20 protein-coding genes are annotated in these 22,720 nt (G+C 67.8%); 11 read left to right on the forward strand and 9 right to left on the reverse strand.

Annotated features, from left to right (window positions below; all coding sequences use genetic code 11):
- The first annotated feature begins 647 nt into the window (after positions 1 to 647).
- The 4 genes from JAO81_RS30145 (at position 648) to JAO81_RS30160 (ending at position 4,471) form a co-directional block, all read left to right on the forward strand.
- Positions 648 to 1,325, forward strand: a complete 678-nt coding sequence (locus JAO81_RS30145; protein WP_165331420.1) for a PadR family transcriptional regulator — start codon at positions 648 to 650, stop codon at positions 1,323 to 1,325.
- A 45-nt stretch (positions 1,326 to 1,370) separates the two neighbouring features.
- A complete protein-coding gene (locus tag JAO81_RS30150) occupies positions 1,371 to 2,453 on the forward strand; it encodes an inositol-3-phosphate synthase (RefSeq protein ID WP_199551134.1) in 1,083 nt (360 codons plus the stop codon).
- Between the two features lie 137 nt (positions 2,454 to 2,590).
- A complete protein-coding gene (locus JAO81_RS30155) occupies positions 2,591 to 3,853 on the forward strand; it encodes an MFS transporter (RefSeq protein WP_199551135.1) in 1,263 nt (420 codons plus the stop codon).
- Between the two features lie 114 nt (positions 3,854 to 3,967).
- Positions 3,968 to 4,471, forward strand: a complete 504-nt coding sequence (locus tag JAO81_RS30160; protein ID WP_199551136.1) for a hypothetical protein — start codon at positions 3,968 to 3,970, stop codon at positions 4,469 to 4,471.
- Between the two features lie 121 nt (positions 4,472 to 4,592).
- On the opposite strand, the gene JAO81_RS30165 is transcribed toward JAO81_RS30160, so the two are convergent.
- Entirely contained in the window at positions 4,593 to 6,059 is a 1,467-nt protein-coding gene (locus JAO81_RS30165) for a CCA tRNA nucleotidyltransferase (RefSeq protein ID WP_199551137.1), read from the reverse strand.
- 171 nt (positions 6,060 to 6,230) lie between these two features.
- Here JAO81_RS30165 and JAO81_RS30170 point away from each other — a divergent pair, with 171 nt between their 5' ends.
- The 7 genes from JAO81_RS30170 (at position 6,231) to trxA (ending at position 15,986) form a co-directional block, all read left to right on the forward strand.
- Positions 6,231 to 8,588 carry a DUF6049 family protein gene (locus JAO81_RS30170; RefSeq protein WP_233416122.1) on the forward strand — a complete coding sequence of 786 codons (2,358 nt, stop codon included), beginning with the start codon at positions 6,231 to 6,233 and terminating at the stop codon, positions 8,586 to 8,588.
- A 47-nt stretch (positions 8,589 to 8,635) separates the two neighbouring features.
- Complete coding sequence (gene murJ, locus JAO81_RS30175; RefSeq protein ID WP_199551139.1) at positions 8,636 to 10,960, forward strand: murein biosynthesis integral membrane protein MurJ; 2,325 nt, start codon at positions 8,636 to 8,638, stop codon at positions 10,958 to 10,960.
- A gap of 130 nt (positions 10,961 to 11,090) precedes the next feature.
- Positions 11,091 to 12,797, forward strand: a complete 1,707-nt coding sequence (locus JAO81_RS30180) for a protein kinase family protein (protein ID WP_199551140.1) — start codon at positions 11,091 to 11,093, stop codon at positions 12,795 to 12,797.
- 50 nt (positions 12,798 to 12,847) lie between these two features.
- On the forward strand, positions 12,848 to 13,570 hold the full coding sequence (sigM, locus tag JAO81_RS30185; protein ID WP_199551171.1) for an RNA polymerase sigma factor SigM: 723 nt from the start codon (positions 12,848 to 12,850) through the stop codon (positions 13,568 to 13,570).
- Positions 13,567 to 14,448: an anti-sigma factor gene (locus tag JAO81_RS30190; RefSeq protein ID WP_199551141.1), complete on the forward strand. Its 882-nt coding sequence runs from the start codon at positions 13,567 to 13,569 to the stop codon at positions 14,446 to 14,448. The genes sigM and JAO81_RS30190 overlap by 4 nt, the downstream gene beginning before the upstream one ends.
- 184 nt (positions 14,449 to 14,632) lie before the next feature.
- Positions 14,633 to 15,595 (forward strand): thioredoxin-disulfide reductase, encoded by a 963-nt coding sequence (trxB, locus tag JAO81_RS30195; RefSeq protein WP_199551142.1) that lies wholly within the window; start codon positions 14,633 to 14,635, stop codon positions 15,593 to 15,595.
- Between the two features lie 43 nt (positions 15,596 to 15,638).
- On the forward strand, positions 15,639 to 15,986 hold the full coding sequence (gene trxA, locus JAO81_RS30200) for a thioredoxin (protein WP_165331430.1): 348 nt from the start codon (positions 15,639 to 15,641) through the stop codon (positions 15,984 to 15,986).
- A 103-nt stretch (positions 15,987 to 16,089) separates the two neighbouring features.
- Here the strand turns inward: trxA and JAO81_RS30205 are convergent, their stop codons facing one another.
- The 8 genes from JAO81_RS30205 to rnpA all read right to left on the reverse strand — a co-directional run.
- Positions 16,090 to 16,707 carry a GNAT family N-acetyltransferase gene (locus JAO81_RS30205; protein WP_199551143.1) on the reverse strand — a complete coding sequence of 206 codons (618 nt, stop codon included), beginning with the start codon at positions 16,705 to 16,707 and terminating at the stop codon, positions 16,090 to 16,092.
- A 307-nt stretch (positions 16,708 to 17,014) separates the two neighbouring features.
- Entirely contained in the window at positions 17,015 to 18,103 is a 1,089-nt protein-coding gene (locus JAO81_RS30210; protein WP_199551144.1) for a ParB/RepB/Spo0J family partition protein, read from the reverse strand.
- Positions 18,100 to 19,146 carry a ParA family protein gene (locus tag JAO81_RS30215; RefSeq protein WP_233416127.1) on the reverse strand — a complete coding sequence of 349 codons (1,047 nt, stop codon included), beginning with the start codon at positions 19,144 to 19,146 and terminating at the stop codon, positions 18,100 to 18,102. Before JAO81_RS30215 ends, JAO81_RS30210 begins: the two co-directional genes overlap by 4 nt.
- A gap of 302 nt (positions 19,147 to 19,448) precedes the next feature.
- Positions 19,449 to 20,204 (reverse strand): 16S rRNA (guanine(527)-N(7))-methyltransferase RsmG, encoded by a 756-nt coding sequence (gene rsmG / locus JAO81_RS30220; protein WP_199551146.1) that lies wholly within the window; start codon positions 20,202 to 20,204, stop codon positions 19,449 to 19,451.
- Positions 20,205 to 20,322: 118 nt separating this feature from the next.
- Positions 20,323 to 20,838 carry a R3H domain-containing nucleic acid-binding protein gene (locus JAO81_RS30225; protein WP_199551147.1) on the reverse strand — a complete coding sequence of 172 codons (516 nt, stop codon included), beginning with the start codon at positions 20,836 to 20,838 and terminating at the stop codon, positions 20,323 to 20,325.
- 14 nt (positions 20,839 to 20,852) lie between these two features.
- The gene (gene yidC / locus JAO81_RS30230; RefSeq protein WP_199551148.1) at positions 20,853 to 22,142 is read right to left on the reverse strand and encodes a membrane protein insertase YidC; all 1,290 of its coding nucleotides are present in this window, start codon (positions 22,140 to 22,142) and stop codon (positions 20,853 to 20,855) included.
- A gap of 3 nt (positions 22,143 to 22,145) precedes the next feature.
- Positions 22,146 to 22,454 carry a membrane protein insertion efficiency factor YidD gene (yidD, locus tag JAO81_RS30235; protein WP_052578308.1) on the reverse strand — a complete coding sequence of 103 codons (309 nt, stop codon included), beginning with the start codon at positions 22,452 to 22,454 and terminating at the stop codon, positions 22,146 to 22,148.
- Positions 22,451 to 22,720: ribonuclease P protein component (rnpA, locus tag JAO81_RS42905; protein WP_233416123.1), on the reverse strand; the 270-nt coding region annotated here is incomplete at its 5' end. The genes rnpA and yidD, both read right to left, overlap by 4 nt.

Genomic DNA, 22,720 nt, shown 5'->3' on the forward strand with positions numbered 1-22,720 from the left:
CCACCGCCGCCGCCGGCACCCGTGGAGCGCTGCGCGGCTCGCCGTGCCTCGGCCCGGCCGCCCCAGGGGCGATCGTCACCGGACGTACCAGATGTACCCGACATACCCGACGAGGCCGAAGCCTCGTACGAGGAAGAGGATCCAGACGATCCCCGCGGCGCTGCGCGCCGGCCTGACGAACCTGTCATGCCGCGCCGTGCCGCTGCACGTCCACCACCGTGCGACTGCGGAGGCTTGCGACGGTGCTCGCTCATCGAACGACTACTCCTCGGGCAGGCGTGGTACCCCACGCCTGAAGGCGGCAGGTGAGTTCCAGTCCCCCCGTAGTACGGATACGCCCCTCCCCGGGCTCATCCGCACAGCATCCGGTGCCACGACGTCCACAGGCGTCCCCCGACCCTCGTGGGTCTCGTGGCTCTCGGTGAAATGCATGGCGCACAGACTACGCACCGTCAAAACCCGCCAGGTCCTGAAGTTCACCCCAAATCAGGCAACTTGCCTGCTGTGAATCAGTGATGTGACGCCGTTCACCCACCCCCCTCTTGTCGCATCCCGAGGGCCGTTCTATCGTGCTGATGTATCGACTCGATACATCAGCACGGCATAAAGAGTCCTTGGAGATCCGGAATGTACGGAGGTGGCGAGGTATGAGCAGGCGCTCCGGCATCCTCGAGTTCGCCATCCTCGGACTGCTCCGGGAATCTCCGATGCACGGCTATGAGCTGCGCAAGCGACTCAACACGTCTCTGGGGGTTTTCCGGGCTTTCAGCTACGGGACGCTCTACCCCTGCCTCAAGACGCTGGTCGCCAACGGCTGGTTGATCGAGGAACCGGGCAGCACTCCGGAGGACGCCCTCGCGGCATCCCTCACCGGCCGCCGAGCCAAGATCGTCTACAGGCTGACGGCGGACGGCAAGGAACGCTTCGAGGAACTGCTCTCGCAGACCGGCCCGGATGCGTACGAAGACGAGACCTTCGCCGCCCGCTTCGCCTTCTTCGGACAGACGGAGCGAGACGTACGCATGCGCGTCCTGGAAGGCCGCCGCAGCCGGCTCGAGGAGCGCTTGGAGAAGATGCGCGCCTCGTTCGCCCGCACGCGCGAGCGCCTGGACGACTACACACTCGAGCTGCAGCGGCACGGCATGGAGTCCGTGGAGCGCGAAGTGCGCTGGCTGAACGAGCTCATCGAGAGCGAGCGAGCGGGACGGGACCGCAGGTCCGCGCCCGGGAGCGGCGCTCAGCAGGACACATCAGGAGAGACGGGCGGCCTGCCCCGGCACGGGGGCAGTACCCGGCCGGATCCGTCCGACGACACCAGCAAGTGAGGTCCGTGAGTGGGCCTCACCTCGTACACACAGGGAGCAGCCGGAATGGGTTCGGTTCGCGTAGCCATCGTCGGTGTAGGTAACTGCGCCGCCTCGCTCGTGCAGGGCGTCGAGTACTACAAGGACGCCGACAAGGACGCCAAGGTCCCGGGTCTGATGCACGTGCAGTTCGGCGACTACCACGTCGGTGACGTGGAGTTCGTCGCCGCGTTCGACGTGGACGCCAAGAAGGTCGGCCTCGACCTGGCGGACGCCATCGGCGCGAGCGAGAACAACACGATCAAGATCTGCGACGTCCCGAACAGCGGCGTCCAGGTCCAGCGTGGTCACACCCTCGACGGCCTGGGCCTCTACTACCGCCAGACCATCGAGGAGTCCGCCGAGGCCCCGGTCGACATCGTCCAGGTCCTCAAGGACCGCCAGGTCGACGTCCTCGTCTGCTACCTGCCCGTCGGTTCCGAGGACGCTGCGAAGTTCTACGCGCAGTGCGCCATCGACGCCAAGGTCGCGTTTGTCAACGCTCTGCCGGTCTTCATCGCCGGTACGAAGGAGTGGGCGGACAAGTTCACCGAGGCCGGCGTGCCGATCGTCGGTGACGACATCAAGTCGCAGGTGGGCGCCACCATCACGCACCGTGTGATGGCGAAGCTCTTCGAGGACCGTGGTGTCCGTCTCGAGCGCACCATGCAGCTCAACGTCGGCGGCAACATGGACTTCAAGAACATGCTCGAGCGCGACCGCCTCGAGTCGAAGAAGATCTCCAAGACGCAGGCCGTCACCTCGCAGATCCCCGACCGTGAGCTCGGCGAGAAGAACGTGCACATCGGCCCGTCCGACTACGTCGCGTGGCTCGACGACCGCAAGTGGGCGTACGTCCGCCTCGAGGGCCGCGCGTTCGGCGACGTTCCGCTGAACCTCGAGTACAAGCTCGAGGTCTGGGACTCCCCGAACTCGGCCGGTGTCATCATCGACGCCCTGCGCGCCGCGAAGATCGCCAAGGACCGTGGCATCGGTGGCCCGATCCTCTCGGCGTCCTCGTACTTCATGAAGTCCCCGCCGGTGCAGTACTTCGACGACGAGGCCTACGCGAACGTCGAGAAGTTCATCAAGGGCGAGGTCGAGCGCTGAGCCCAGGCTCCGCGACTGTTTCACGTGAAACATCCATCTGTTTCACGTGAAACACCCACCCCCTGAGGGTTGTTGAGGCCCCCGGTTCGCACACATTCTGCGAGCCGGGGGCCTTCTCCTTGTGTGAGGCTGTGACCATGGCCGTCGTACGTGACCTGCGCATGCTGCTGCGTTTCCGGGACTTCCGCCGCCTGCTCGCCGTACGACTCCTCTCCCAGGGCGCCGACGGGGTCTACCAGGTCGCGCTCGCCACGTACGTCGTCTTCTCACCGGAGAAGCAGACCTCGGCCGCGGCCATCGCCTCCGCCATGGCCGTGCTGCTGCTTCCGTACTCCTTCATCGGCCCCTTCGCGGGCGTCCTTCTCGACCGCTGGCCGCGCCGCCAGGTCTTCGTCTACGGGAACCTGCTCCGCGCCTGCCTGGCCTGCGTCACCGGCCTGCTGATCCTGCTGAGCGTCCCCGACTGGCTCTTCTACGCCTCGGCCCTGTGCGTAACCGCCGTGAACCGCTTCGTCCTGGCCGGCCTCTCAGCGGCCCTGCCCCGAGTCGTCGACGGCGAGCGCCTCGTCATCGCCAACTCCCTTTCCCCCACGGCCGGCACCCTGGCGGCCACCGCGGGCGGCGGTCTCGCTTTCGTCGTACGGATCCTCGTCGCCGATTCCGATGCGGCGGTGGTGCTGCTCGGCGCCGTCCTCTATCTCTGCTCGGCCCTTGTGGCCGTACGGTTCACGCGCGACCTCCTCGGCCCCGAGCCCTCTCTGGTGCAGCCCCGCATCGGCGCCGCGGTGGCCTCCACCGCGCGAGGACTGACCGCTGGTGTACGACATCTGCTCGAGCCCGAACGGCGGCCTGCGGCACGGGCGTTGGCGGCCATGACGGCGATGCGGTTCTGCTACGGCGCGCTCTCCGTGATGGTGCTGATGCTCTGCCGGTACGCGTGGACCTCCCGCGAATCCGAAGGGCTCGCCCTGCTCGGGGTCGCGGTCCTGGTGTCGGGCGCGGGCTTCTTCGCCGCAGCCCTGATGACACCCTGGGCAGTGGGGCGGCTCGGGCCGGCCGGGTGGATCGTGGCCTGTGCGGCCGCGGCAGCCGTACTGGAACCGGCACTTGGGCTGCCGTTCGCCCCCGCGCCGATACTCGTGGCCGCCTTCGTCCTGGGGCTCGTCACCCAGGGCGCGAAGATCGCCACGGACACCACCGTGCAGGCCATGGTGGACGACCGCTTCCGTGGCCGGATCTTCTCCGTTTACGACGTGCTCTTCAACGTCGCGTTCGTGGGAGCGGCCGCCGTGGCGGCGCTGATCCTGCCGCCGGACGGCAAGTCGGTGGCGCTGGTGGTCACGGTCGCGCTGCTCTACGCGGCAACTACAGCCGCTATGTACCGATCTGAGATGCAGTAAGTGTCACATCAGTGCCACAGAGCCTCTCTGGACTTCAGGGTTGTCACCGGTTCCCGATAGCTTCACGAGCGTCAATTCCACGCCAACAGGCACTCGTTCGAGGGGGACCCCCACGTGACCACTCCGCCGCCGCAGGGCCAGAACCCGTTCGCCCAGGGACAGAACCCCTATGGCCAGCAGCCGCAGGGCGGTAATCCGTACGGCCAGCAGGCGGCTCCGCAGGGTGCCCCGCAGCAGCCCTCCCCCTACTTCAACCAGGGCGGCGCTCCGGTCCCGCCTCCGGCGCCTCGCGGCGGCGGCCTGAAGAAGGTGCTGCGCTTCGGCCTTCCGATCGCCGGTCTGCTCGTGGCCGGTATCTCGTACCTCGTCGTGGGCGGGGATGACGCCGAGAAGCTGGCGGTCGGCGACTGCCTGCGCAATAAGGGCACGGACAGCAACGCCTCCGTCGAGAAGCTCGACTGCTCCGACTCCACGGCCACGCACACCGTCCTGAAGAAGGCGGACGGCTCGACGCTGGCCAGCCTTGCCTGCACGTCGGTCCAGGACAAGACCACCGCGACTCTGACGTGGCAGGAAGGCTCGGACTCCTTCGTGCTCTGCCTGGGCGACAACAAGTAGCCCACAGGCCGGTCACACCGAAGGGCGCGATGTTTCACGTGAAACATCGCGCCCTTCGGTGTGTGAAACGGGGTCATGTTTCACGTGAAACATGACCCCGTTCCTCATCGGCTACCGAGCCTCAGCCCTGCGTGGCCCACCACTCCTTGAGCGCGGCCACCGCCGCATCCCGCTCCATCGGCCCGTTCTCAAGCCGCAGCTCCAGCAGGAACTTGTACGCCTGCCCGATCACCGGGCCCGGGCCGACACCGAGCACTTCCTGAATGTCATTGCCGTCCAGATCGGGCCGGATCGAGTCCAGCTCCTCCTGCTCCTGCAGGCGCGCAATCCGCTCCTCGAGCCCGTCGTACGCCCGCGAGAGCGCCGCGGCCTTGCGCTTGTTCCGCGTCGTGCAGTCGGACCGCGTCAGCTTGTGCAGCCGCGAAAGCAGCGGTCCGGCATCGCGTACGTACCGTCGTACAGCCGAATCCGTCCACTCACCGGTGCCGTAGCCATGGAAGCGCAGATGCAGCTCCACGAGGCGGGTGACGTCCTTCACCAGCTCGTTGGAGTACTTGAGCGCGAGCATCCGCTTCTTCGTCATCTTCGCGCCGACCACCTCGTGGTGGTGGAACGAGACCCGGCCGTCGCTCTCGAAGCGCCGCGTCTTCGGCTTGCCGATGTCATGCAGCAGCGCCGCAAGCCGCAGCGTGAGGTCGGGACCGTCCTCTTCCAGCGCGATCGCCTGCTCGAGAACCGTCAGCGAGTGCTCGTAGACGTCCTTGTGCCGGTGGTGCTCATCGCGCTCCAGACGCAGCGCCGGCAACTCGGGCAGCACATGCTCGGCGAGGCCGGTGTCGACCAGCAGGGCCAGGCCCTTGCGCGGGTGCGCGGAGAGGATCAGCTTGTTGAGCTCGTCCCGTACGCGCTCGGCCGAGACGATCTCGATGCGGTCCGCCATGGCCGTCATCGCGGCAACCACCTCGGGCGCCACCTCGAAGTCCAGCTGTGCGGCGAAGCGCGCGGCCCTCATCATCCGCAGCGGGTCGTCCGAGAAGGACTCCTCGGGCGTGCTGGGCGTGCGCAGCACACGTGCGGCAAGGTCCTCGAGACCGCCGTGCGGGTCGACGAACTCTTTCGCGGGAAGCTCGACGGCCATCGCATTGACGGTGAAGTCCCGGCGTACGAGATCCTGCTCGATCGAGTCGCCGTAGGAGACCTCGGGCTTGCGCGAGGTCCGGTCGTACGCCTCCGAGCGGTACGTGGTGACCTCGATCAGGAAGTCCTGCTCGACGTCACCGGCCTTCCCCTTCTTCTGGCAGCCGACCGTGCCGAAGGCGATCCCGACCTCCCAGACAGCGTCCGCCCACGGCCGCACGATCTTCAGTACGTCCTCGGGGCGCGCATCGGTGGTGAAGTCCAGGTCGTTGCCGAGCCGTCCGAGCAACGCATCCCGCACCGAGCCGCCGACCAGCGCGAGTGTGAACCCGGCCTCCTGGAAGCGGCGCGCGAGATCGTCGGCGACAGGGGACACCCGCAGCAGTTCACTCACTGCGCGGCGCTGCACCTGGCTCAGTGCATTGAGGTTGTCTTCATTGGCGTTCGGCACAACAGAAAAGGGTACGTGGCCGCGACCGCCCAGGCTTCCCGGTTTCATGTGGAGCAGTCCCCGGCACTCGGCCACAGTTCACATCGTTACCATGCGGGGACGCAGAAAGACGACCACTGACGACGACGAGGGACGGGCGAGCGCGTGGCCGAGGCGGCAGACTTCCAGGGGATGACTCCCTCACCTGCCCGCCGGTGGCTGCGGCGCACAGCAGCCTCCCTGGTGGGCCTGCCTCTACTGGCCGGGCTGCTCGCGCAGCCGGCCGGTGCGGCCGCGGAGGTGGCGAGCGGCCAGTCGGCGGCGGTGAAGGCGGAGCCCACTGGCTCCGAGACCGTCTCCGTGGCGATCAACTCCTTCGAGCCCCAGATCCCCTCCGAGAGCGACACCCTGACGATCACGGGCAAGCTCGAGAACAACAGCGCTCAGACCGTGACCGACGCCTCCTTGGCGCTGCGTCTGGGCCAGTCGCTGGGCAGCCGTACGCAGATCGACTCCGCCGCCAAGAACGGGGGGACGGTGACGGGCGCCGAGGGTCTGGTGGTCGGCGGCGACGAGTACCTGCAGAAGTTCAAGAAGATCGCGCCCCACGGCACCCAGGACTTCCGGCTCAGCATCCCCGTCAAGGCGCTCGACCTCGACGGCGAAGGTGTCTATCAGCTCGGGGTCGCGCTGACCGGCCGTACCGAGTCGCAGTTCAACCAGATCCTCGGGATCGAGCGGACCTTCCTGCCCTGGCAGCCCGATGGTGCCGAGACGCAGACCAAGGTCAGCTACATGTGGCCGCTGATCTCCCGTACGCATCTGACCGCCGAGTCGGCCTCGGACGCGAACCAGACCCCGGTCTTCAAGGACGAGGGCCTGATCAAGGAGATCGCTCCGGGCGGCCGGCTGGAGCGGATGGTCTCCGAGGGCAGCACCCTCCCCGTCACCTGGGTCATCGACCCTGATCTCGTCGCGTCCGCGGCGCTGATGGCGCAGCCGTACAACGTGCAGGGGCCCGACGACACGGTGGTCGCGGGTGACGAGGACAACCAGAAGATCGCCCGGAACTGGCTGAACTCCCTGATCAAGGCCGTGAAGGACGAGAAGGTCGTCGCCCTCCCCTTCGCCGACCCCGATCTCGCGTCCATGGCACACGGCGGCGGGACGGAGTCGCTCGGCCATCTCAAGGACGCCACCGAGGCGGCCGTGAAGACGCTCGAGACCCTGCTGCACATCAAGCCGAACACCGACTTCGTCTGGCCGGCCGAGGGCGCCGTCGACCCGAAGATCGTCAACACCGCCACGTCGGCGGGTGCGAGCAATGTGATCGCACGCAACGACAGCTTCCGGGAGACGGGCAACCTCCCCTATACGCCGACCGCCGCCCGCCCGATCGGTGACGGCACCACGGCCGTGGTCGCGGACGCCCGGCTCTCCCAGGCCTTCCAGGGCGATATGACGAGCGCGGAGAAGTCCACGCTCGCCACGCAGCAGTTCCTGGCCCAGAGCCTGATGATCAACCTTCAGGATCCCGAGAAGCAGCGCAGCATCGTGATCGCGCCGCAGCGCATGCCCACCACCGCACAGGTCATGACGATGGCCACCGCGATCAGGGCACAGGATGCGGGCGGCTGGTCGCAGTCCGAGAACCTGATCACCGCGGCGAAGGAGAAGCCGGACCCGGGCGCCACCACCGAGGTGCCCTCCGCCGACGCGTACCCGGCCGCTCTGCGCAAGCAGGAGATGCCTCTGACGGGCTTCGCCGAGATCAGGAAGATTCAGAGTCAGCTCAATGACTTCAAGGTCATCCTGACCCGCCCCGAGCGGGTCGTCGTCCCGTTCGGCCGGGCCATCGACCGCGCGCTGTCCACCTCGTGGCGCGGCCTGCCGGAAGAGGCCCACACCTACCGCAAGAGCGTCCTCAAGTATCTCAACGACCTCACCGGCGGGGTCGCCCTCATCAAGAAATCGGAAGCCAAGCTCTCCGGCCGCAGCGCGACCATCCCCGTCACGGTCCAGAACAACCTCGCCCAAGGCGTCGAGAACCTCCGGGTCCGCCTGACCTCGACGAAGCCCAACCGCCTGAAGATCAACGGCAAGAACTACGACGAGCAATCCGTGGAGGTCGCCGGGGGCCATGCCCAGTCGCTGAAGTTCTCCACCACGGCCAACGCCAGCGGCCCGGTCGACGTGGTCGCCCAGCTCGTCACCGCGGACGGCAAGGAATACGGCGATCCGGTGCCGTTCACCGTCAAGGTCACCGAAGTGCCGGCGACGGTCCTCGCGGTGATCGCCGGCGGCTTCCTCCTCCTGGTCCTGGCCGGGTTCCGGATGTACCAGCGGCGCAAGCGGATCGTCGCCCGCCGTGCCGAGGAGCAGGACGGCGGCGCCTCGGACGGGCCCGACGACGGCACTGACAACGGCACCGACGACGGCGCAGGCCCGGATGAGGGCGGCCCGGAACCGGAGCAGCCGAGTGACCCGACACCGGACACCGCCACGGAAAGCACGGACCCGTCCGGGACGGGTGAGAGAGTGGACCGTTGAGCGATGATGTGGCCGGTGGGCCGTGGGACCGATGAGGTGGGGTAAGCATGAACGCGCCGTACGACGGTGACCGCGGCCAGGGCGCGGGCGGCGGCGATCCGACCGGCGGGCAGTTCCCGCCCGGGCAGCCCACCCCGGAAATGCAGCAGCCCGCTCCGGACCTGTACGTCCAGGACGCCTACGACCAGGACCCGTACCGTGCGCAGGACCTCTCCGCGCAGGACCCGGTGGCCGAGGCGCTCTACGACCGCGCCTCGCACCCTCCGCCGCCTCCGGGCACCTATCCGGACCCGCAGCAGCTCTACGCCCCGCCCCCCACCGCGCAGCACGCGCCGGACCCGCGCGTCTGGGCCCAGACCCCGGCCCCCGAGCCGGACGGTCTGTCCCGCCAGTTCCCGTACGGTGACGACGCGCGCACGACACAGTTCGTGGGCGTGGACGATCTCGTGACGCAGGCGGGCGAGGAGCGCTCCGCACCGGACGCTTTCGCGCATCTGTACCGGGACCAGCAGGGGACCGGCGGGCTCTACCGGGACCAGCAGGCACCGGACGGCAACCAGCACGGTCAGTACGGCGGCAACCAGCAGGGCCAGCACGAAGGCACGCAGCCCGGCCACCCCGGCGGCGAGCAGCACGGCTACGGCCCACCGCAGAGCGGCGTTCCCGGCCGCCTGGGCCCCGACCCCCTGATCCCTGCCCCAGCCTCGCCCCCGCCGCCTCCACCGGCCGCCACAGCGGCGCCCAAGGGCGGCCGTGCCTCGGGGCTGCTGAAGTCCAGCGCCGTGATGGCCGCGGGCACGATGGTCTCGCGTCTGACCGGCTTCGTACGCTCGATCCTGATCGCGTCGGCGCTGGGCCTCGGTCTGCTCGCCGACACGTTCCAGGTCGCGTACCAGCTGCCCACGATGATCTACATCCTCACCATCGGCGGCGGTCTGAACTCGGTGTTCGTACCGCAGCTCGTCCGCGCGATGAAGGACGACGAGGACGGCGGCCAGGCCTACGCCAACCGCCTGCTGACGCTGGTGATGGTGGCGCTCGGCGCCCTGACCCTCGCGGGCATGTTCTGCGCACCGCTGCTGATCCGCGCGCTGTCGGTCGAGGTGGCGAACAACCCCGCCGCGAACGATGTCGCCGTCACACTGCTCCGCTTCTTCCTGCCCTCGATCTTCTTCATGGGCATCCACGTGGTGATGGGCCAGGTCCTCAACGCGCGCGGCAGGTTCGGCGCGATGATGTGGACCCCGGTCCTCAACAACGTGATCATCATCGCCACGCTCGGGATGTTCCTGTGGGTGTACGGCACCGCCGAGACCAGCAGGATGACCGTCGACACCATCCCGACAGAGGCCGTCCGCCTCCTGGGCGTCGGTGTCCTCCTCGGCCTGGTGGTCCAGGCGCTCGCGATGATCCCGTATCTGCGGGAGGCCGGCTTCAAGCTGCGGCCGCGCTTCGACTGGAAGGGCCAGGGTCTCGGCAAGGCCGCCAAGCTCGCCAAGTGGACCATCTTCTTCGTCCTGGCCAACCAGGCCGGCGCGATCGTCGTCACGCAGCTCGCCACCGCTTCGGGGAGCGTCAAGGACGGTACGGGTTTCGCCGCCTACGCCAATGCTCAGCTGATCTGGGGCCTCCCGCAGGCGATCATCACGGTCTCCCTGATGGCCGCTCTGCTGCCGCGCATCTCCCGCTCGGCGCACGAGAACGACACCGGCGCGGTCCGCGACGACATCTCCCAGGGCCTGCGCACCACGGCCGTCGCGATCGTCCCGATCTCCTTCGCCTTCGTCGCGCTCGGTGTGCCGATGTGCACCCTGATGTTCGGCTCGGCGGGGGGCAGCGCCGCGACCTCCATGGGCTACATGCTCATGGCCTTCGGCCTCGGCCTCATCCCGTACTCCGTCCAGTACGTCGTCCTGCGTGCCTTCTACGCGTACGAGGACACGCGGACGCCCTTCTACAACACGGTCATCGTGGCGGCCGTCAACGCGGTGGCTTCGACTGCCTGCTACTTCCTGCTGCCCGACCGCTGGGCCGTCACGGGTATGGCCGCCTCGTACGGACTGGCCTACGCGATCGGCGTGGGCGTCGCCTGGAAGCGACTGCGCGCCAAGCTGGGCGGAGACCTCGACGGCTCCCACATTCTGCGTACCTATGCCCGTCTCGGGATCGCATCCGTGCCGGCCGCGATTCTCGGCGGCGCCGCTGGGTACGCGATCATGCAGGCCCTGGGCAATGGTGCTCTCGGCTCGCTCACCGCGCTGATCGTCGGCTTCGCCGTACTGCTCGGAGTGTTCTTCGTGGCCGCCCGCCGGATGCGGATCGAGGAGATGAACGCGATGGTCGGAATGGTCCGCGGACGTCTCGGTCGCTGAACATTCGAAGAACCGGACCGCTGAGGGGCAACCCTCGGCGGTACCCGCGTGTCGTGCATAGCGTCGGAGTGTGGGCACAATTGGGCTTGACGTCGGACAGCGTGCAACGGATGGGGAGGCAGGAACGACGGTGGCGGAACGGAGCACGGCTGCCGTCGACGTGGCAGCAGGCGGCGGGGACGAACCGCTGACCACGCAGGCGGACCAGACCACGGCCGACGAGGCGGAGCAGCGCGAGCACACGGCTGCCGGCGAAGGCACCCAGCACACCCAGAACGCGGACGCGGTTACGCAGCCCCAGGTCCGCGCCCCCGAACTGCACAGCGGTCACAAGCTCGCCAGACGCTATCGCCTCGAAGAGTGCGTCACTCGTCTGGACGGATTCAGCAGCTGGCGTGCTGTGGACGAGAAGCTACGCCGGGCCGTCGGAGTCCATCTCCTGCCCGCCGACCACCCGCGCGCCCGCTCCGTCCTCTCGGCAGCGCGTTCCTCGGCGCTGCTCGGCGACCCGCGCTTCGTCCAGGTACTGGACGCTGTCGAGGAGAACGACCTCGTCTACGTCGTCCACGAGTGGCTGCCCGACGCGACCGAGCTGACCTCCCTGCTCGCCGCCGGACCGCTCGAGCCGCATGACGCGTACCAGCTCGTCAGCCAGCTCTCCCAGGCCATGGCGGCGGCTCACCGCGAAGGGCTCGCCCATCTGCGCCTGACGCCGAGCGCCGTCCTGCGCAGCTCCACCGGGCAGTACCGCATCCGCGGTCTCGCCGTGAACGCCGCGCTGCGCGGCATCAAGTCCGACACCCCGCAGCGTGACGACACCGAGGCGATCGGTGCACTGCTCTACGCGTCACTGACCCAGCGTTGGCCGTACGAGGTCGACGCCTACGGACTGAGCGGGCTCCCCAAGGACGCGGGACGGATCGCCCCGGACCAGGTGCGCGCAGGCGTCCACCGGGGCCTGTCCGAGCTCGCGATGCGCGCCCTGGTGAACGACGGGGCCACGGCCTCGCGCCTGGAGCAGCCCTGCACCACTCCGGAGGAGCTCGCCAAGGCGGTCGCGGAGCTGCCCCGTATCAAGCCGCCGGAGCCTACGTTCACCGCCGCTCCTGAATATCAGCGCACGACGTACCAGCAGGGCACCTACGGCCGTGCGCAGCAGCTCGGCGCGACCCAGCCCGTGCCCGCCCCGCCGCAGCCGCTCGAGGGCCGTACCGGCAAGGCGCTCAAGTGGGGCGTCTCCGCCCTGCTGATCGCCGCTCTCGGCCTCGGCAGCTGGCAGCTCGCGGACGCCCTGATGGAACGCGGCGGCTCGGGTGACCCCGGCACCAGCCAGCAGTCCGAGGAGAACGGCGACGGCAAGCAGACGGCACCGAAGCCGCTGAGCATCAAGGACGCCGAGGAACTCGTCGTCTCGGGCAGCGCACAGGCTCCCGGAGAGGTCGGCAAGACGTACGACGGCGACACGTCCTCGTACTGGCGGACCAAGTCCTTCCTCGACGGCCCCGAGATGAAGATAAAGCCCGGTGTCGGCATCGTGTACGACCTCGGCTCGGAGCAGAACGTCTCGGCGGCTTCGATAAAGCTCCGCTTCGGCGGCGACCACACCGCCGTCTCGCTCTACGCGGCGGATTCGCTGTCGCCGGGTTCGGTGGAGGGCCTGAAGCAGATCGGGACCAAGACCCAAACCCAGAGCACTTCTGCCAAGGTGGAGGCCAAGGAGCCGGTGAAGACGCGATACGTCGTCCTCTGGCTGACCGCGCTGCCGCACGCGGAGCGCGACGGCTACAGCAACGCCGGCTACAAGCAGGGCATCACGGACGTGAAGTTCAGCGGCTGAGGTTCTCCGGGGGGAGGGGGTTCCACGTGCACGACGCCGGCTACGGCGACATGAGCGACAAGGACCTCCTGTCCCGCCATGTCGCCGGCGACCCGGAGGCGTTCGGGGAGATCGTCGGGCGCCATCGGGACCGTCTGTGGGCTGTCGCGCTGCGCACCCTGGGGGATCGTGAGGAAGCCGCGGATGCGGTGCAGGACGCGCTGGTCTCCGCTTATCGCGCCGCGCACACCTTCCGAGGACAGTCCGCGGTCACCACATGGCTGCACCGCATCACGGTCAACGCCTGTCTGGACCGTGCACGCAAGGCCGCTTCCCGTAAGACCTCACCGGTCGACGACACGGAGCGCCTGGAGCAACTGCTCGAGCCGCATGAGTCGGCCGCGGCCCCAGCCGAGCGCCAGGATCTGCACCGTGAACTGATCGAGGCCCTCGGCACACTTCCGGCCGATCAGCGGGCCGCGCTCGTCCTGGTGGATATGCAGGGCTATCCCGTGGCGGAGGCCGCACGGATCCTCGATGTGCCCACCGGCACGGTGAAGAGCCGCTGCGCCCGCGGCAGAGCGCGTCTGCTGCCCCTCCTCAGCCATCTACGGGTCGGCACCGAGCAGGACCGCGACACAGGCGCCTCGAGAGACGACGGCGAAAGAATCACCGAGCAGCCGGAGTCCGGAAGGAACCGGACCGAGGGGACATCCGTCCCACCGGCAGCAGAAGCACGGGATACGGGAACGGGCGATTCAGCAGCCGTGAAGGGCGGAGGTGGGCGAGCGTGACATCCACGACCGGCACGGCCGAGCACCCGGAAGTCTCGGAGCTCTCCGATCTCGCCGAAGGACTGCTGCCGGCCTCACGCTCTGCTGTTGTACGTCGGCACCTCGACGACTGTGTCCTGTGCGCCGATGTGCAGGCCTCACTGGAGGAGATCCGCGCCCTGCTCGGCACGCTGCCGACGGAGACGCGTATGCCGGACGAGGTGGCCGCGCGGATCGATGCGGCGCTGGCGACGGAAGTGCTGCTCGATGTTTCACGTGAAACGCAGAGCGACAGCGAGCGTGAAACGGCACCCGTGCAAGACGCGTCGGCCGATGTTTCACGTGAAACATCGCCCTCGCAGCGCCCTGGAGGCCATCCGCGAGGAGCCACAGGCCCGGGTCGAGGCAATGCGCCACGACGACGCCGACGTGGGGCGGTCGCCGCGCTCGGCGCGCTCGCCACCGTTGCCGCCGTCGGAATCGGCACGCTCGTGTTCCTGGCGGACGGCAGTGACCAAGGGCCGGGCACACAAGCCACGGAGAAGTTCTCCGGCAGCGATCTGAAGACGCGTGTGTCAACCCTCGTGGCTGCTCGGACCAGCGCCGAGTCGTCCTCCGTCGGAGCGAACTCCACCTCGGGTGAGACTCCCACCACGCCCAGGACCAAGGACGTCCCGGGAGTTCCGGAGTGCATCGCTCGGGGCATCGCCCGCGACGAGGAACCCCTCGCCGCTGAGGACGGTACGTACAAGGGTGCGCCGGCCTATCTGGTGGTGCTCCCGCACGCCTCGCAGACGACCCGGGTGACCGCCTATGTGGTGGACGCCGCGTGCCTCAAGGAGGACCAGTCCACGGCCACGGGCAAGGTTCTGCTCGAGACCTCCTTCCCGCGGAACTGACGCTCGCCCACGCTTGCGCGCCACGGAACCCAAGGCTCCGCGGAGGCCATGGCTCAGGAACACACCCCGTACGCGGTCATGGCGGGAATGCATGCCCCGTAGGATCCGTTGGGTGGGGTGAGAGTCCCGGTAGGACTCCCCTGAGGCAGTAGGCAGTCAGTCCGCAGAGACGAGGAATCAACCCGTGAGCGACGTCCGTAACGTGATCATCATCGGCTCCGGGCCCGCCGGTTACACGGCGGCGCTCTACACGGCGCGCGCGTCGCTGAAGCCGCTCGTGTTCGAGGGCGCCGTCACCGCCGGCGGTGCGCTGATGAACACCACCGAGGTGGAGAACTTTCCGGGCTTCCAGGACGGCATCATGGGCCCGGAGCTCATGGACAACATGCGCGGCCAGGCGGAGCGCTTCGGCGCCGAGCTGATCCCGGACGATGTCGTGGCCGTCGACCTCACGGGTGACATCAAGACCGTCACCGACACGGCGGGCACGGTGCACCGCGCCAAGGCCGTGATCGTCACGACCGGCTCCCAGCACCGCAAGCTCGGCCTGCCGAACGAGGACGCGCTGTCGGGCCGCGGTGTCTCCTGGTGCGCCACGTGCGACGGGTTCTTCTTCAAGGACCAGGACATCGCGGTGGTCGGCGGTGGCGACACGGCGATGGAGGAGGCGACCTTCCTCTCGCGCTTCGCCAAGTCCGTGACCATCGTGCACCGCCGTGACTCCCTGCGGGCGTCCAAGGCGATGCAGGAGCGCGCATTCGCCGACCCGAAGATCAAGTTCGCCTGGGACAGCGAGGTCGCCGAGATCCACGGTGAGCAGAAGCTCTCCGGTCTGACCCTGCGCAACACCAAGACCGGTGAGACCTCCGAGCTGCCTGTCACGGGTCTGTTCATCGCGGTCGGCCACGACCCGCGCACCGAGCTCTTCAAGGGCCAGCTCGACCTGGACGAGGAGGGCTACCTGAAGGTGGACGCTCCCTCCACGCGGACGAACCTCACGGGCGTCTTCGCGGCCGGCGATGTCGTCGACCACACCTACCGTCAGGCGATCACGGCGGCCGGCACCGGCTGCTCCTCCGCCCTGGACGCCGAGCGCTTCCTCGCTGCCCTCGCGGACAACGAGACCGCCGCCGCGGCGACCGTCTGAACCTCAACCTCCCCCACCGCAGTACCGAGTTAAGGAGCCCAGCGTGGCCGGCACCCTGAAGAACGTGACCGACGACTCCTTCGAGCAGGACGTGCTCAAGAGCGACAAGCCCGTACTGGTGGACTTCTGGGCCGCCTGGTGCGGTCCGTGCCGCCAGATCGCCCCGTCGCTCGAGGCGATCGCCGCGGAGCACGGCGACAAGATCGAGATCGTCAAGCTGAACATCGACGAGAACCCGGCGACGGCCGCCAAGTACGGCGTCATGTCCATCCCGACGCTCAACGTCTACCAGGGTGGCGAGGTCGCCAAGACCATCGTCGGCGCCAAGCCCAAGGCCGCGATCGTGCGCGACCTGGAGGACTTCATCGGCGACGAGGCCACCAAGGCCTGACTGCCGCAGTCCTGAGGCGTCACAACAGGACGATGTTTCACGTGAAACAAGGGCCGCCCTTCGGGGCGGCCCTTTCGCGTAGAACTGCTGCGAACGGACGGATTCACAGCGGCCGCAGCGCCGGCTCCTTCTGTACGGCGCCGAGGAGCCGGTCGAGGGCCAGCTCGACGTCCTCCTTCCACGAGAGCGTCGTACGCAGCTCCAGACGCAGTCTCGGATGCACCGGATGCGGACGCACCGTCTTGAAGCCCACCGCGAGCAGATGGTCGGCGGGGAGCACACACGCCGGTTCCTTCCAACGGGCATCCCCGAAGGCCTCTATGGCTTTGAAGCCCCTGCGCAGCAGGTCCTTGGCGACGGTCTGCACCATGACCCGGCCCAGGCCCTGCCCCTGATATCCGGGGGTGATCCAACCGGTCATCAGCTGCACGGCATCCGGCGCCACAGGGCTCGTCGGGAAAGCGGTCGAGCGGGGCACATAAGCCGGCGGTGCGTAGAGAACGAAGCCCACCGGGACCTCGTCGACGTAGACCACACGACCGCACGAGCCCCACTCCAGAAGCACGGCGGAGATCCAGGCTTCCTTCTCCAGCTCCGGGGTTCCTGCTCTTACCGCGGCCTGGCCACTGACCGGATCCAGTTCCCAGAAGACACAGGTTCGGCAGCGCTTGGGAAGGTCCGGGAGGTTGTCCAGCGTGAGCGGTACGAGCCGACGCCCCATGAAGGCAGATCCTCACTTCCTTCGCCCGCCGCCACTCGTGCTGCGGTGAGCGCGCTCCGTTCCCTGAGCAGACTGCCGACGAATCCGCCGACGGCTCCCAGGCCAAGTCCCGCGGTCACCAACCCGGTGCGGCTCACCGTACGCATGGCCCCCGCCTCCCTCTCCCTGAGGTGCTGTCGGGTGGATGCGCGATACCCGATCGCATCGTATCCACCCTGCGATTGCCGCGAAACGCCTATAAAGCAAAGAGCGAGCCGTGTTCCGAACATTCCGGACACGGCTCGCTCTTCGGGGGCGCGCTGGGCGATCAGCTCTCGTCCTCGTCCTCCGGCAGGGCGCCCCCAAATACGGGCCCCTCATCGGGAGCGAGTGTGCCAAGGATGCGCTGCAGATCATCCATCGAGGCGAACTCGACGACGATCTTGCCCTTCTTCTGCCCCAGGTCGACCTTCACCCGGGTCTCGAAGCGATCCGACAGACGGGTCGCAAGGCTGGTGAGCGCAGGCGACAGCCGCGTTCCGGCCCGAGGGCCCTTGTTCTTGGGCGCCTTCTTCTGGTCGGCGCTCATCAGCTGGACGATCTCTTCCACGGAACGCACCGAGAGGCCTTCGGCCACGATCCGGTACGCGAGACGCTCCTGCTCCTCCGTGTCCTCCACGGACAGCAGCGCACGCGCATGGCCGGCGGAGAGCACACCGGCCGCCACGCGCTTCTGCACGGCCGGTGAGAGCCTCAGCAGACGCAGCGTGTTGGAGACCTGAGGACGCGAGCGCCCGATCCGGTCGGCCAACTGGTCGTGCGTGCAGTTGAAGTCCTTCAGCAACTGCTCGTACGCGTTGGCCTCTTCGATCGGGTTCAGCTGCGCCCGGTGGAGGTTCTCGAGGAGGGCGTCGAGGAGAAGCTTCTCGTCCTCGGTCTCGCGCACGATCGCGGGGATCCGCTCGAGGCCCGCTTCACGGGAGGCCCGCCAGCGCCGCTCACCCATGATGAGCTCGTAGCGCTCGGGGCCCAACTGCCGGACGACAACCGGCTGGAGGAGCCCGACTTCCTTGATGGAGGTCACGAGCTCGGCGAGGGCGTCCTCGTCGAAGATCTCACGCGGCTGGCGCGGGTTGGGCGTGATGGAGTCCAACGGCACCTCGGCGAAGTGCGCACCAGCTACGTGCTGCGGCTCGATGTCGACGCTCTCGACCTCGAACGGCGGCTCCGTTTCACGTGAAACATTGCCCGGCGGCAGCGTGGCCACCTTGGCAGCGGCCACCCCGCGCTCCGCGGTGAGCACCGGCACCGCGGAGGGCGACGATGCCTCACCCGCAGCCGAAGAGCTCTCCGGAGTAGGAGCCGCAGGAATCAGCGCGCCAAGTCCGCGCCCCAGTCCTCTACGTCGCTCGCTCACTGCATCCCCTCCGCCATGCTCTGTTCGTTCTGTGCACCCACGACCGCACCGCGCAGGGCCATTTCCCTGGCGGCTTCCAGGTACGAGAGCGCACCACTGGAACCCGGATCGTAAGTCAGGACCGTCTGTCCGTAACTCGGGGCCTCCGAGATACGCACCGACCGGGGAATGCTCGTCCGCAGCACCTCATTGCCGAAGTGGTTGCGCACCTCGTCCGCCACCTGGGAGGCAAGGCGGGTCCGGCCGTCGTACATGGTGAGGAGGATCGTCGAGACGTGAAGGGCGGGATTGAGGTGCCCTCGTACGAGATCGACGTTGCGCAGCAGCTGGCCGAGTCCCTCCAGCGCGTAGTACTCGCACTGGATCGGAATGAGTACCTCGTTGCCCGCCACCATCGCATTGACCGTGAGCAGGCCGAGCGAGGGCGGGCAGTCGATGAGGATGTAGTCCAGCGGCTGCTCGTAGGCCTGGATGGCCCGCTGCAGCCGGCTCTCACGCGCCACGAGGGACACCAGCTCGATCTCCGCACCGGCGAGATCGATGGTGGCGGGAGCGCAGAAGAGACCTTCCACATCCGGCACGGGCTGGACGACCTCGGAGAGCGGCTTGCTCTCCACCAACACGTCGTAAATAGAGGGGACTTCGGCGTGGTGGTCGATACCGAGTGCCGTGGACGCATTGCCCTGCGGATCCAGGTCGATCACCAGGACACGGGCACCGTGCAGGGCAAGCGAGGCGGCCATGTTGACCGTGGTCGTGGTCTTGCCGACGCCACCCTTCTGGTTGGCGACGACCATGACACGTGTTTGCTCAGGGCGTGGCAGCCCCTCGCCGGCTCGGCCCAAGGCCTCGACCGCCAATTGGGCAGCACGACCAATCGGGGTGTCGTCCATCGGGGGCGGTGTTTCACGTGAAACATCCTCCCCTGCTGACTCGGTTCGGGGACCGGGGACCGGATCGGTCATCGGTCCCGCGATGTTGGCGTCGGACCGCAAGGATTCACTCTCCTCGACTTCAGGCTCGCAATGAACAGAGCCTCCCATGCCTTCGGGGTCGTGAACCAGCGAGGCCCGGTCTTCTGTGGATGAATCCTCCGTTGTGGAGAACTCCATCCCCCTCTCGGGGGGTTTGCGATCACGAGGCGCGGCACTACGGCTGCGGCTGATGATCCCGTGGAGCAGTGAGCGACGTTTCACGTGAAACACGATGCCGAGGCGCCGCGAACCGCAGTGCACGACACTCCGACGTGCGTACGTTTGGCAGCTTGTGTGGCCTATGGCTCGTCATCAGGACGGATCAGCGCGCCAAAACGTCAACCGATCACACTTTTACGTCAGTGCCGGCCTCAGCGTCGACGCCGGGTGCGCCCCACACGCGCCGCCTTCGCCCGCTTCGCTGCGAAGCGCACACCGCCCGGACTCTCGCCGACCTCGACCCGTACGACCGTGGACAGCGGATCCACAATGCCCTCGCCGACCTGCAGCACCGAGGTCTTCTCGGCACCGAGCTTGGCCAGCGCGGCCTTGGCACCACTGAGCTCCTCCTCGGCGGTGTCGCCCTTGAGCGCCAGCATCTCGCCGTACGGCCGAAGCAGCGGAACACCCCAAGCGGCGAGCCGGTCGAGCGGCGCCACCGCACGGGCTGTGACGACATGCACAGGCGGCAGCTTGCCCAGGACCTCCTCGGCGCGTCCGCGCACGACCGTCACATGGTCGAGGCCGAGCAGCTCGACGACCTCGGTGAGGAAGTTCGTACGGCGAAGGAGCGGCTCAAGGAGTGTGATCTTGAGGTCCTCGCGGACCAGCGCCAGGGGGATGCCCGGCAGCCCGGCACCGGAGCCGACATCGCAGACGGTGACGCCCTCCGGCACCACCTCGGACAGCACCGCGCAGTTCAGCAGATGCCGCTCCCACAGGCGGGGCACCTCGCGGGGGCCGATCAGGCCACGCTTGACGCCGGCGTCGGCGAGCAGCTCCGCGTACCGGACGGCGTCGTCGAAGCGCTCGCCGAAGACCGCTCGGGCCTGCTCGGGAGCCGGGGGGAGCTCTGACGAGGGGACCTCTGACGTCTCCGTCACGGGAACCGTCCTTCCGTACCGCAATACCGTGCTGACGCGCTGGCCGCGCTCAGGGGCTCACTATCAGGCTGACAAAGACCGGCCCCGTCTGCGAACAGACGGGGCCGGGAAAACCGCAGGACCGATCAGGCCGAGGGACCGATCAGGCAGGCAGTACGACGACGAAGCGCTGCGGCTCCTCGCCCTCGGACTCGCTGCGCAGACCGGCGCTCTTGACCGCGTCATGCACGACCTTGCGCTCGAACGGCGTCATCGGCTGGAGCTTCACGGGCTCGCCGGAGCTCTTCGCCTCCGCCGCCGCCTTGGCGCCGATCTCGGAGAGCTCGGCGCGCTTCTTGGCCCGGTAGCCGGCGATGTCCAGCATCAGGCGGCTCCGGTCACCGGTCTCGCGGTGGACCGCGAGCCGGGTCAGCTCCTGGAGCGCTTCGAGGACCTCGCCGTCGCGGCCGACCAGCTTCTGCAGGTCGCGGCCGCCGGAGTCGCTGATGATCGACACGGCGGCGCGGTCGGCCTCGACGTCCATGTCGATGTCGCCGTCGAGATCGGCGATGTCGAGCAGACCCTCGAGGTAGTCCGCTGCGATCTCACCTTCCTGCTCGAGGCGGGTGAGGGTGTCGCCGGCCTCGGCGGCGGCCTCGGTGATGGTGCCGTCCGTCACGGAAGAACTCCTTCTTACTTCTTGGACGGGTGCTTGGGCCGCTGCGGGCCCTTGCGCTGTCCGGACTTGGCTTTGCTGCGGGCACCGGCGGAGGGCTGCTGCTTGGCAGCGGCCGGCTTGGCAGAGGTCTTGGGCTTGGCGTCCTGCGCGTCATCGGACTTCGTCAGCGAGGTCTTGGCCTCGTCGTCACTCTTCGCCGCCTGCTGAGCGGCGGACTGACGCTGCGACTTGGACTGTCGCTTGGGCTGCTGGCGCTTGGGCTGTCCGGACGAAGGCGACTCGTCGTCACCGTCGAGCACCGCCACGGAGCTCTCGCTCTTCGCCACCAGACCCTCGGCGCTGGCGGCCAGGCCGGCCTTGCTCAGACCGTTGATGAACTTGCGCTCGTTGTCATTGCGGTCACGGCCCTTGGCAACGATCGCCTTGATGATGTTCTTCTCACCGCGGCGAAGCTTCTCGCCACCGTTCTTCACCAGCTTGGACTGCAGACGCTCGAGGAAGGCGGCCTGCGCCTTGGAGCCCGGGGTGGGGTTCTGGCGGATGACGTACATCTGCTGGCCCATGGTCCACAGGTTGGTGGTCAGCCAGTAGACGAGAACACCGACGGGGAAGTTGATACCGAAGACGGCGAACATGACGGGGAAGACGTACATCAGCATCTTCTGCTGCTGCATGAACGGCGTCTTCACGCTCATGTCGACGTTCTTCGTCATCAGCTGGCGCTGCGTGAAGAACTGCGAGGCCGACATCAGGACGATCATGATCGCGGTGACGATCTTGACGTTCGCGGCCGTCGCGTCCAGGTCCGCGAGCTTCGCGGCGCTGTCCGTGAACTTGGCGGCCAGCGGGGCACCGAAGATGTGCGCCTGACGGGCGCTGTCGAGCAGCGGCTCGTTGATCGCGCCGATCGTCTTGCCCGTCGCGATGCTGTTCAGCACGTGGTACAGGGCGAAGAAGAACGGTGACTGCGCCAGGATCGGAAGGCACGAGGAGAGCGGGTTGGTACCCGTCTCCTTGTACAGCTTCATCATCTCTTCGGACTGGCGCTGCTTGTCGTTCTTGTAGCGCTCCTGGATCTTCTTCATCTCGGGCTGCAGCGTCTGCATGCCACGAGTCGCCTTGATCTGCTTCACAAAGAGCGGGATCAGGCAGATTCGGATCAGGATCACCAGGGACACGATGGACAGACCCCAGGCCCAGCCCGTGTCGGGACCGAAGATCTTCCCGTACAGCGAGTGGAACTGGACGATGATCCACGAGACAGGTGTGGTGATAAAGCTGAAGAGGCTGGCAATCGTGTCCACTAATCAGGCTCCTTGAGCGTGGGACGGAGTCTCGGTGGGGGCCTTCCCGCCCCGGTTGCGCCAGGCGTTGCGCAGCATTTCGTGCCATCGCGGCCGCTTGCGCGGTGGTACATGGTCGACACCACCGTGCGACCACGGGTTGCAGCGCAGGATGCGCCAGGCGGTGAGCCCTGTTCCCTTGATCGCGCCGTGCCGGTCGATGGCCGTGAAGCCGTAGTGGGAGCACGACGGGTAGTACTTGCACACCGGCCCGAGGAGTGGGCTGATGGTCCACTGGTACAGCTTGATCAAAGCCAGCAGCGGATATTTCATCGCGCGCCCCCTGACAGAAGCCGCGCGAGCGCGGCATCCAGGTCCCGGGCCAGCTGTGCATGGTCGGCGTCACCCGCTCCGGGCAGCGCTCGTACGACTACCAGGCTACCGGGGGGCAGCTCGCTCAGCCGTTCGCGCACCAGGTGCCTGAGGCGGCGCTTGACCTTGTTACGGACGACCGCCACGCCCACGGCCTTGCTCACGACGAAACCCCCAAGAGGCGGGGGGGGGGTCTTCCCCCGCACGTGGGGGGCCGCCTCTTTTAA

The sequence above is a fragment of the Streptomyces sp. N35 genome (genome assembly GCF_016464295.1).
In the GTDB taxonomy this organism is placed as follows: domain Bacteria; phylum Actinomycetota; class Actinomycetes; order Streptomycetales; family Streptomycetaceae; genus Streptomyces.

Bases quoted from the DNA above. Each gene is read 5' to 3' on its own strand.
- JAO81_RS30145 (WP_165331420.1), top strand. From the start codon at position 648: ATGAGCAGGCGCTCCGGCATCCTCGAGTTCGCCATCCTCGGACTGCTC.
- JAO81_RS30150 (WP_199551134.1), top strand. From the start codon at position 1,371: ATGGGTTCGGTTCGCGTAGCCATCGTCGGTGTAGGTAACTGCGCCGCC.
- JAO81_RS30155 (WP_199551135.1), top strand. From the start codon at position 2,591: ATGGCCGTCGTACGTGACCTGCGCATGCTGCTGCGTTTCCGGGACTTC.
- JAO81_RS30170 (WP_233416122.1), top strand. From the start codon at position 6,231: ATGACTCCCTCACCTGCCCGCCGGTGGCTGCGGCGCACAGCAGCCTCC.
- murJ (WP_199551139.1), top strand. From the start codon at position 8,636: ATGAACGCGCCGTACGACGGTGACCGCGGCCAGGGCGCGGGCGGCGGC.
- sigM (WP_199551171.1), top strand. From the start codon at position 12,848: ATGAGCGACAAGGACCTCCTGTCCCGCCATGTCGCCGGCGACCCGGAG.
- JAO81_RS30205 (WP_199551143.1), bottom strand. From the start codon at position 16,707: ATGGGGCGTCGGCTCGTACCGCTCACGCTGGACAACCTCCCGGACCTT.
- JAO81_RS30215 (WP_233416127.1), bottom strand. From the start codon at position 19,146: ATGGGAGGCTCTGTTCATTGCGAGCCTGAAGTCGAGGAGAGTGAATCC.
- yidD (WP_052578308.1), bottom strand. From the start codon at position 22,454: ATGAAATATCCGCTGCTGGCTTTGATCAAGCTGTACCAGTGGACCATC.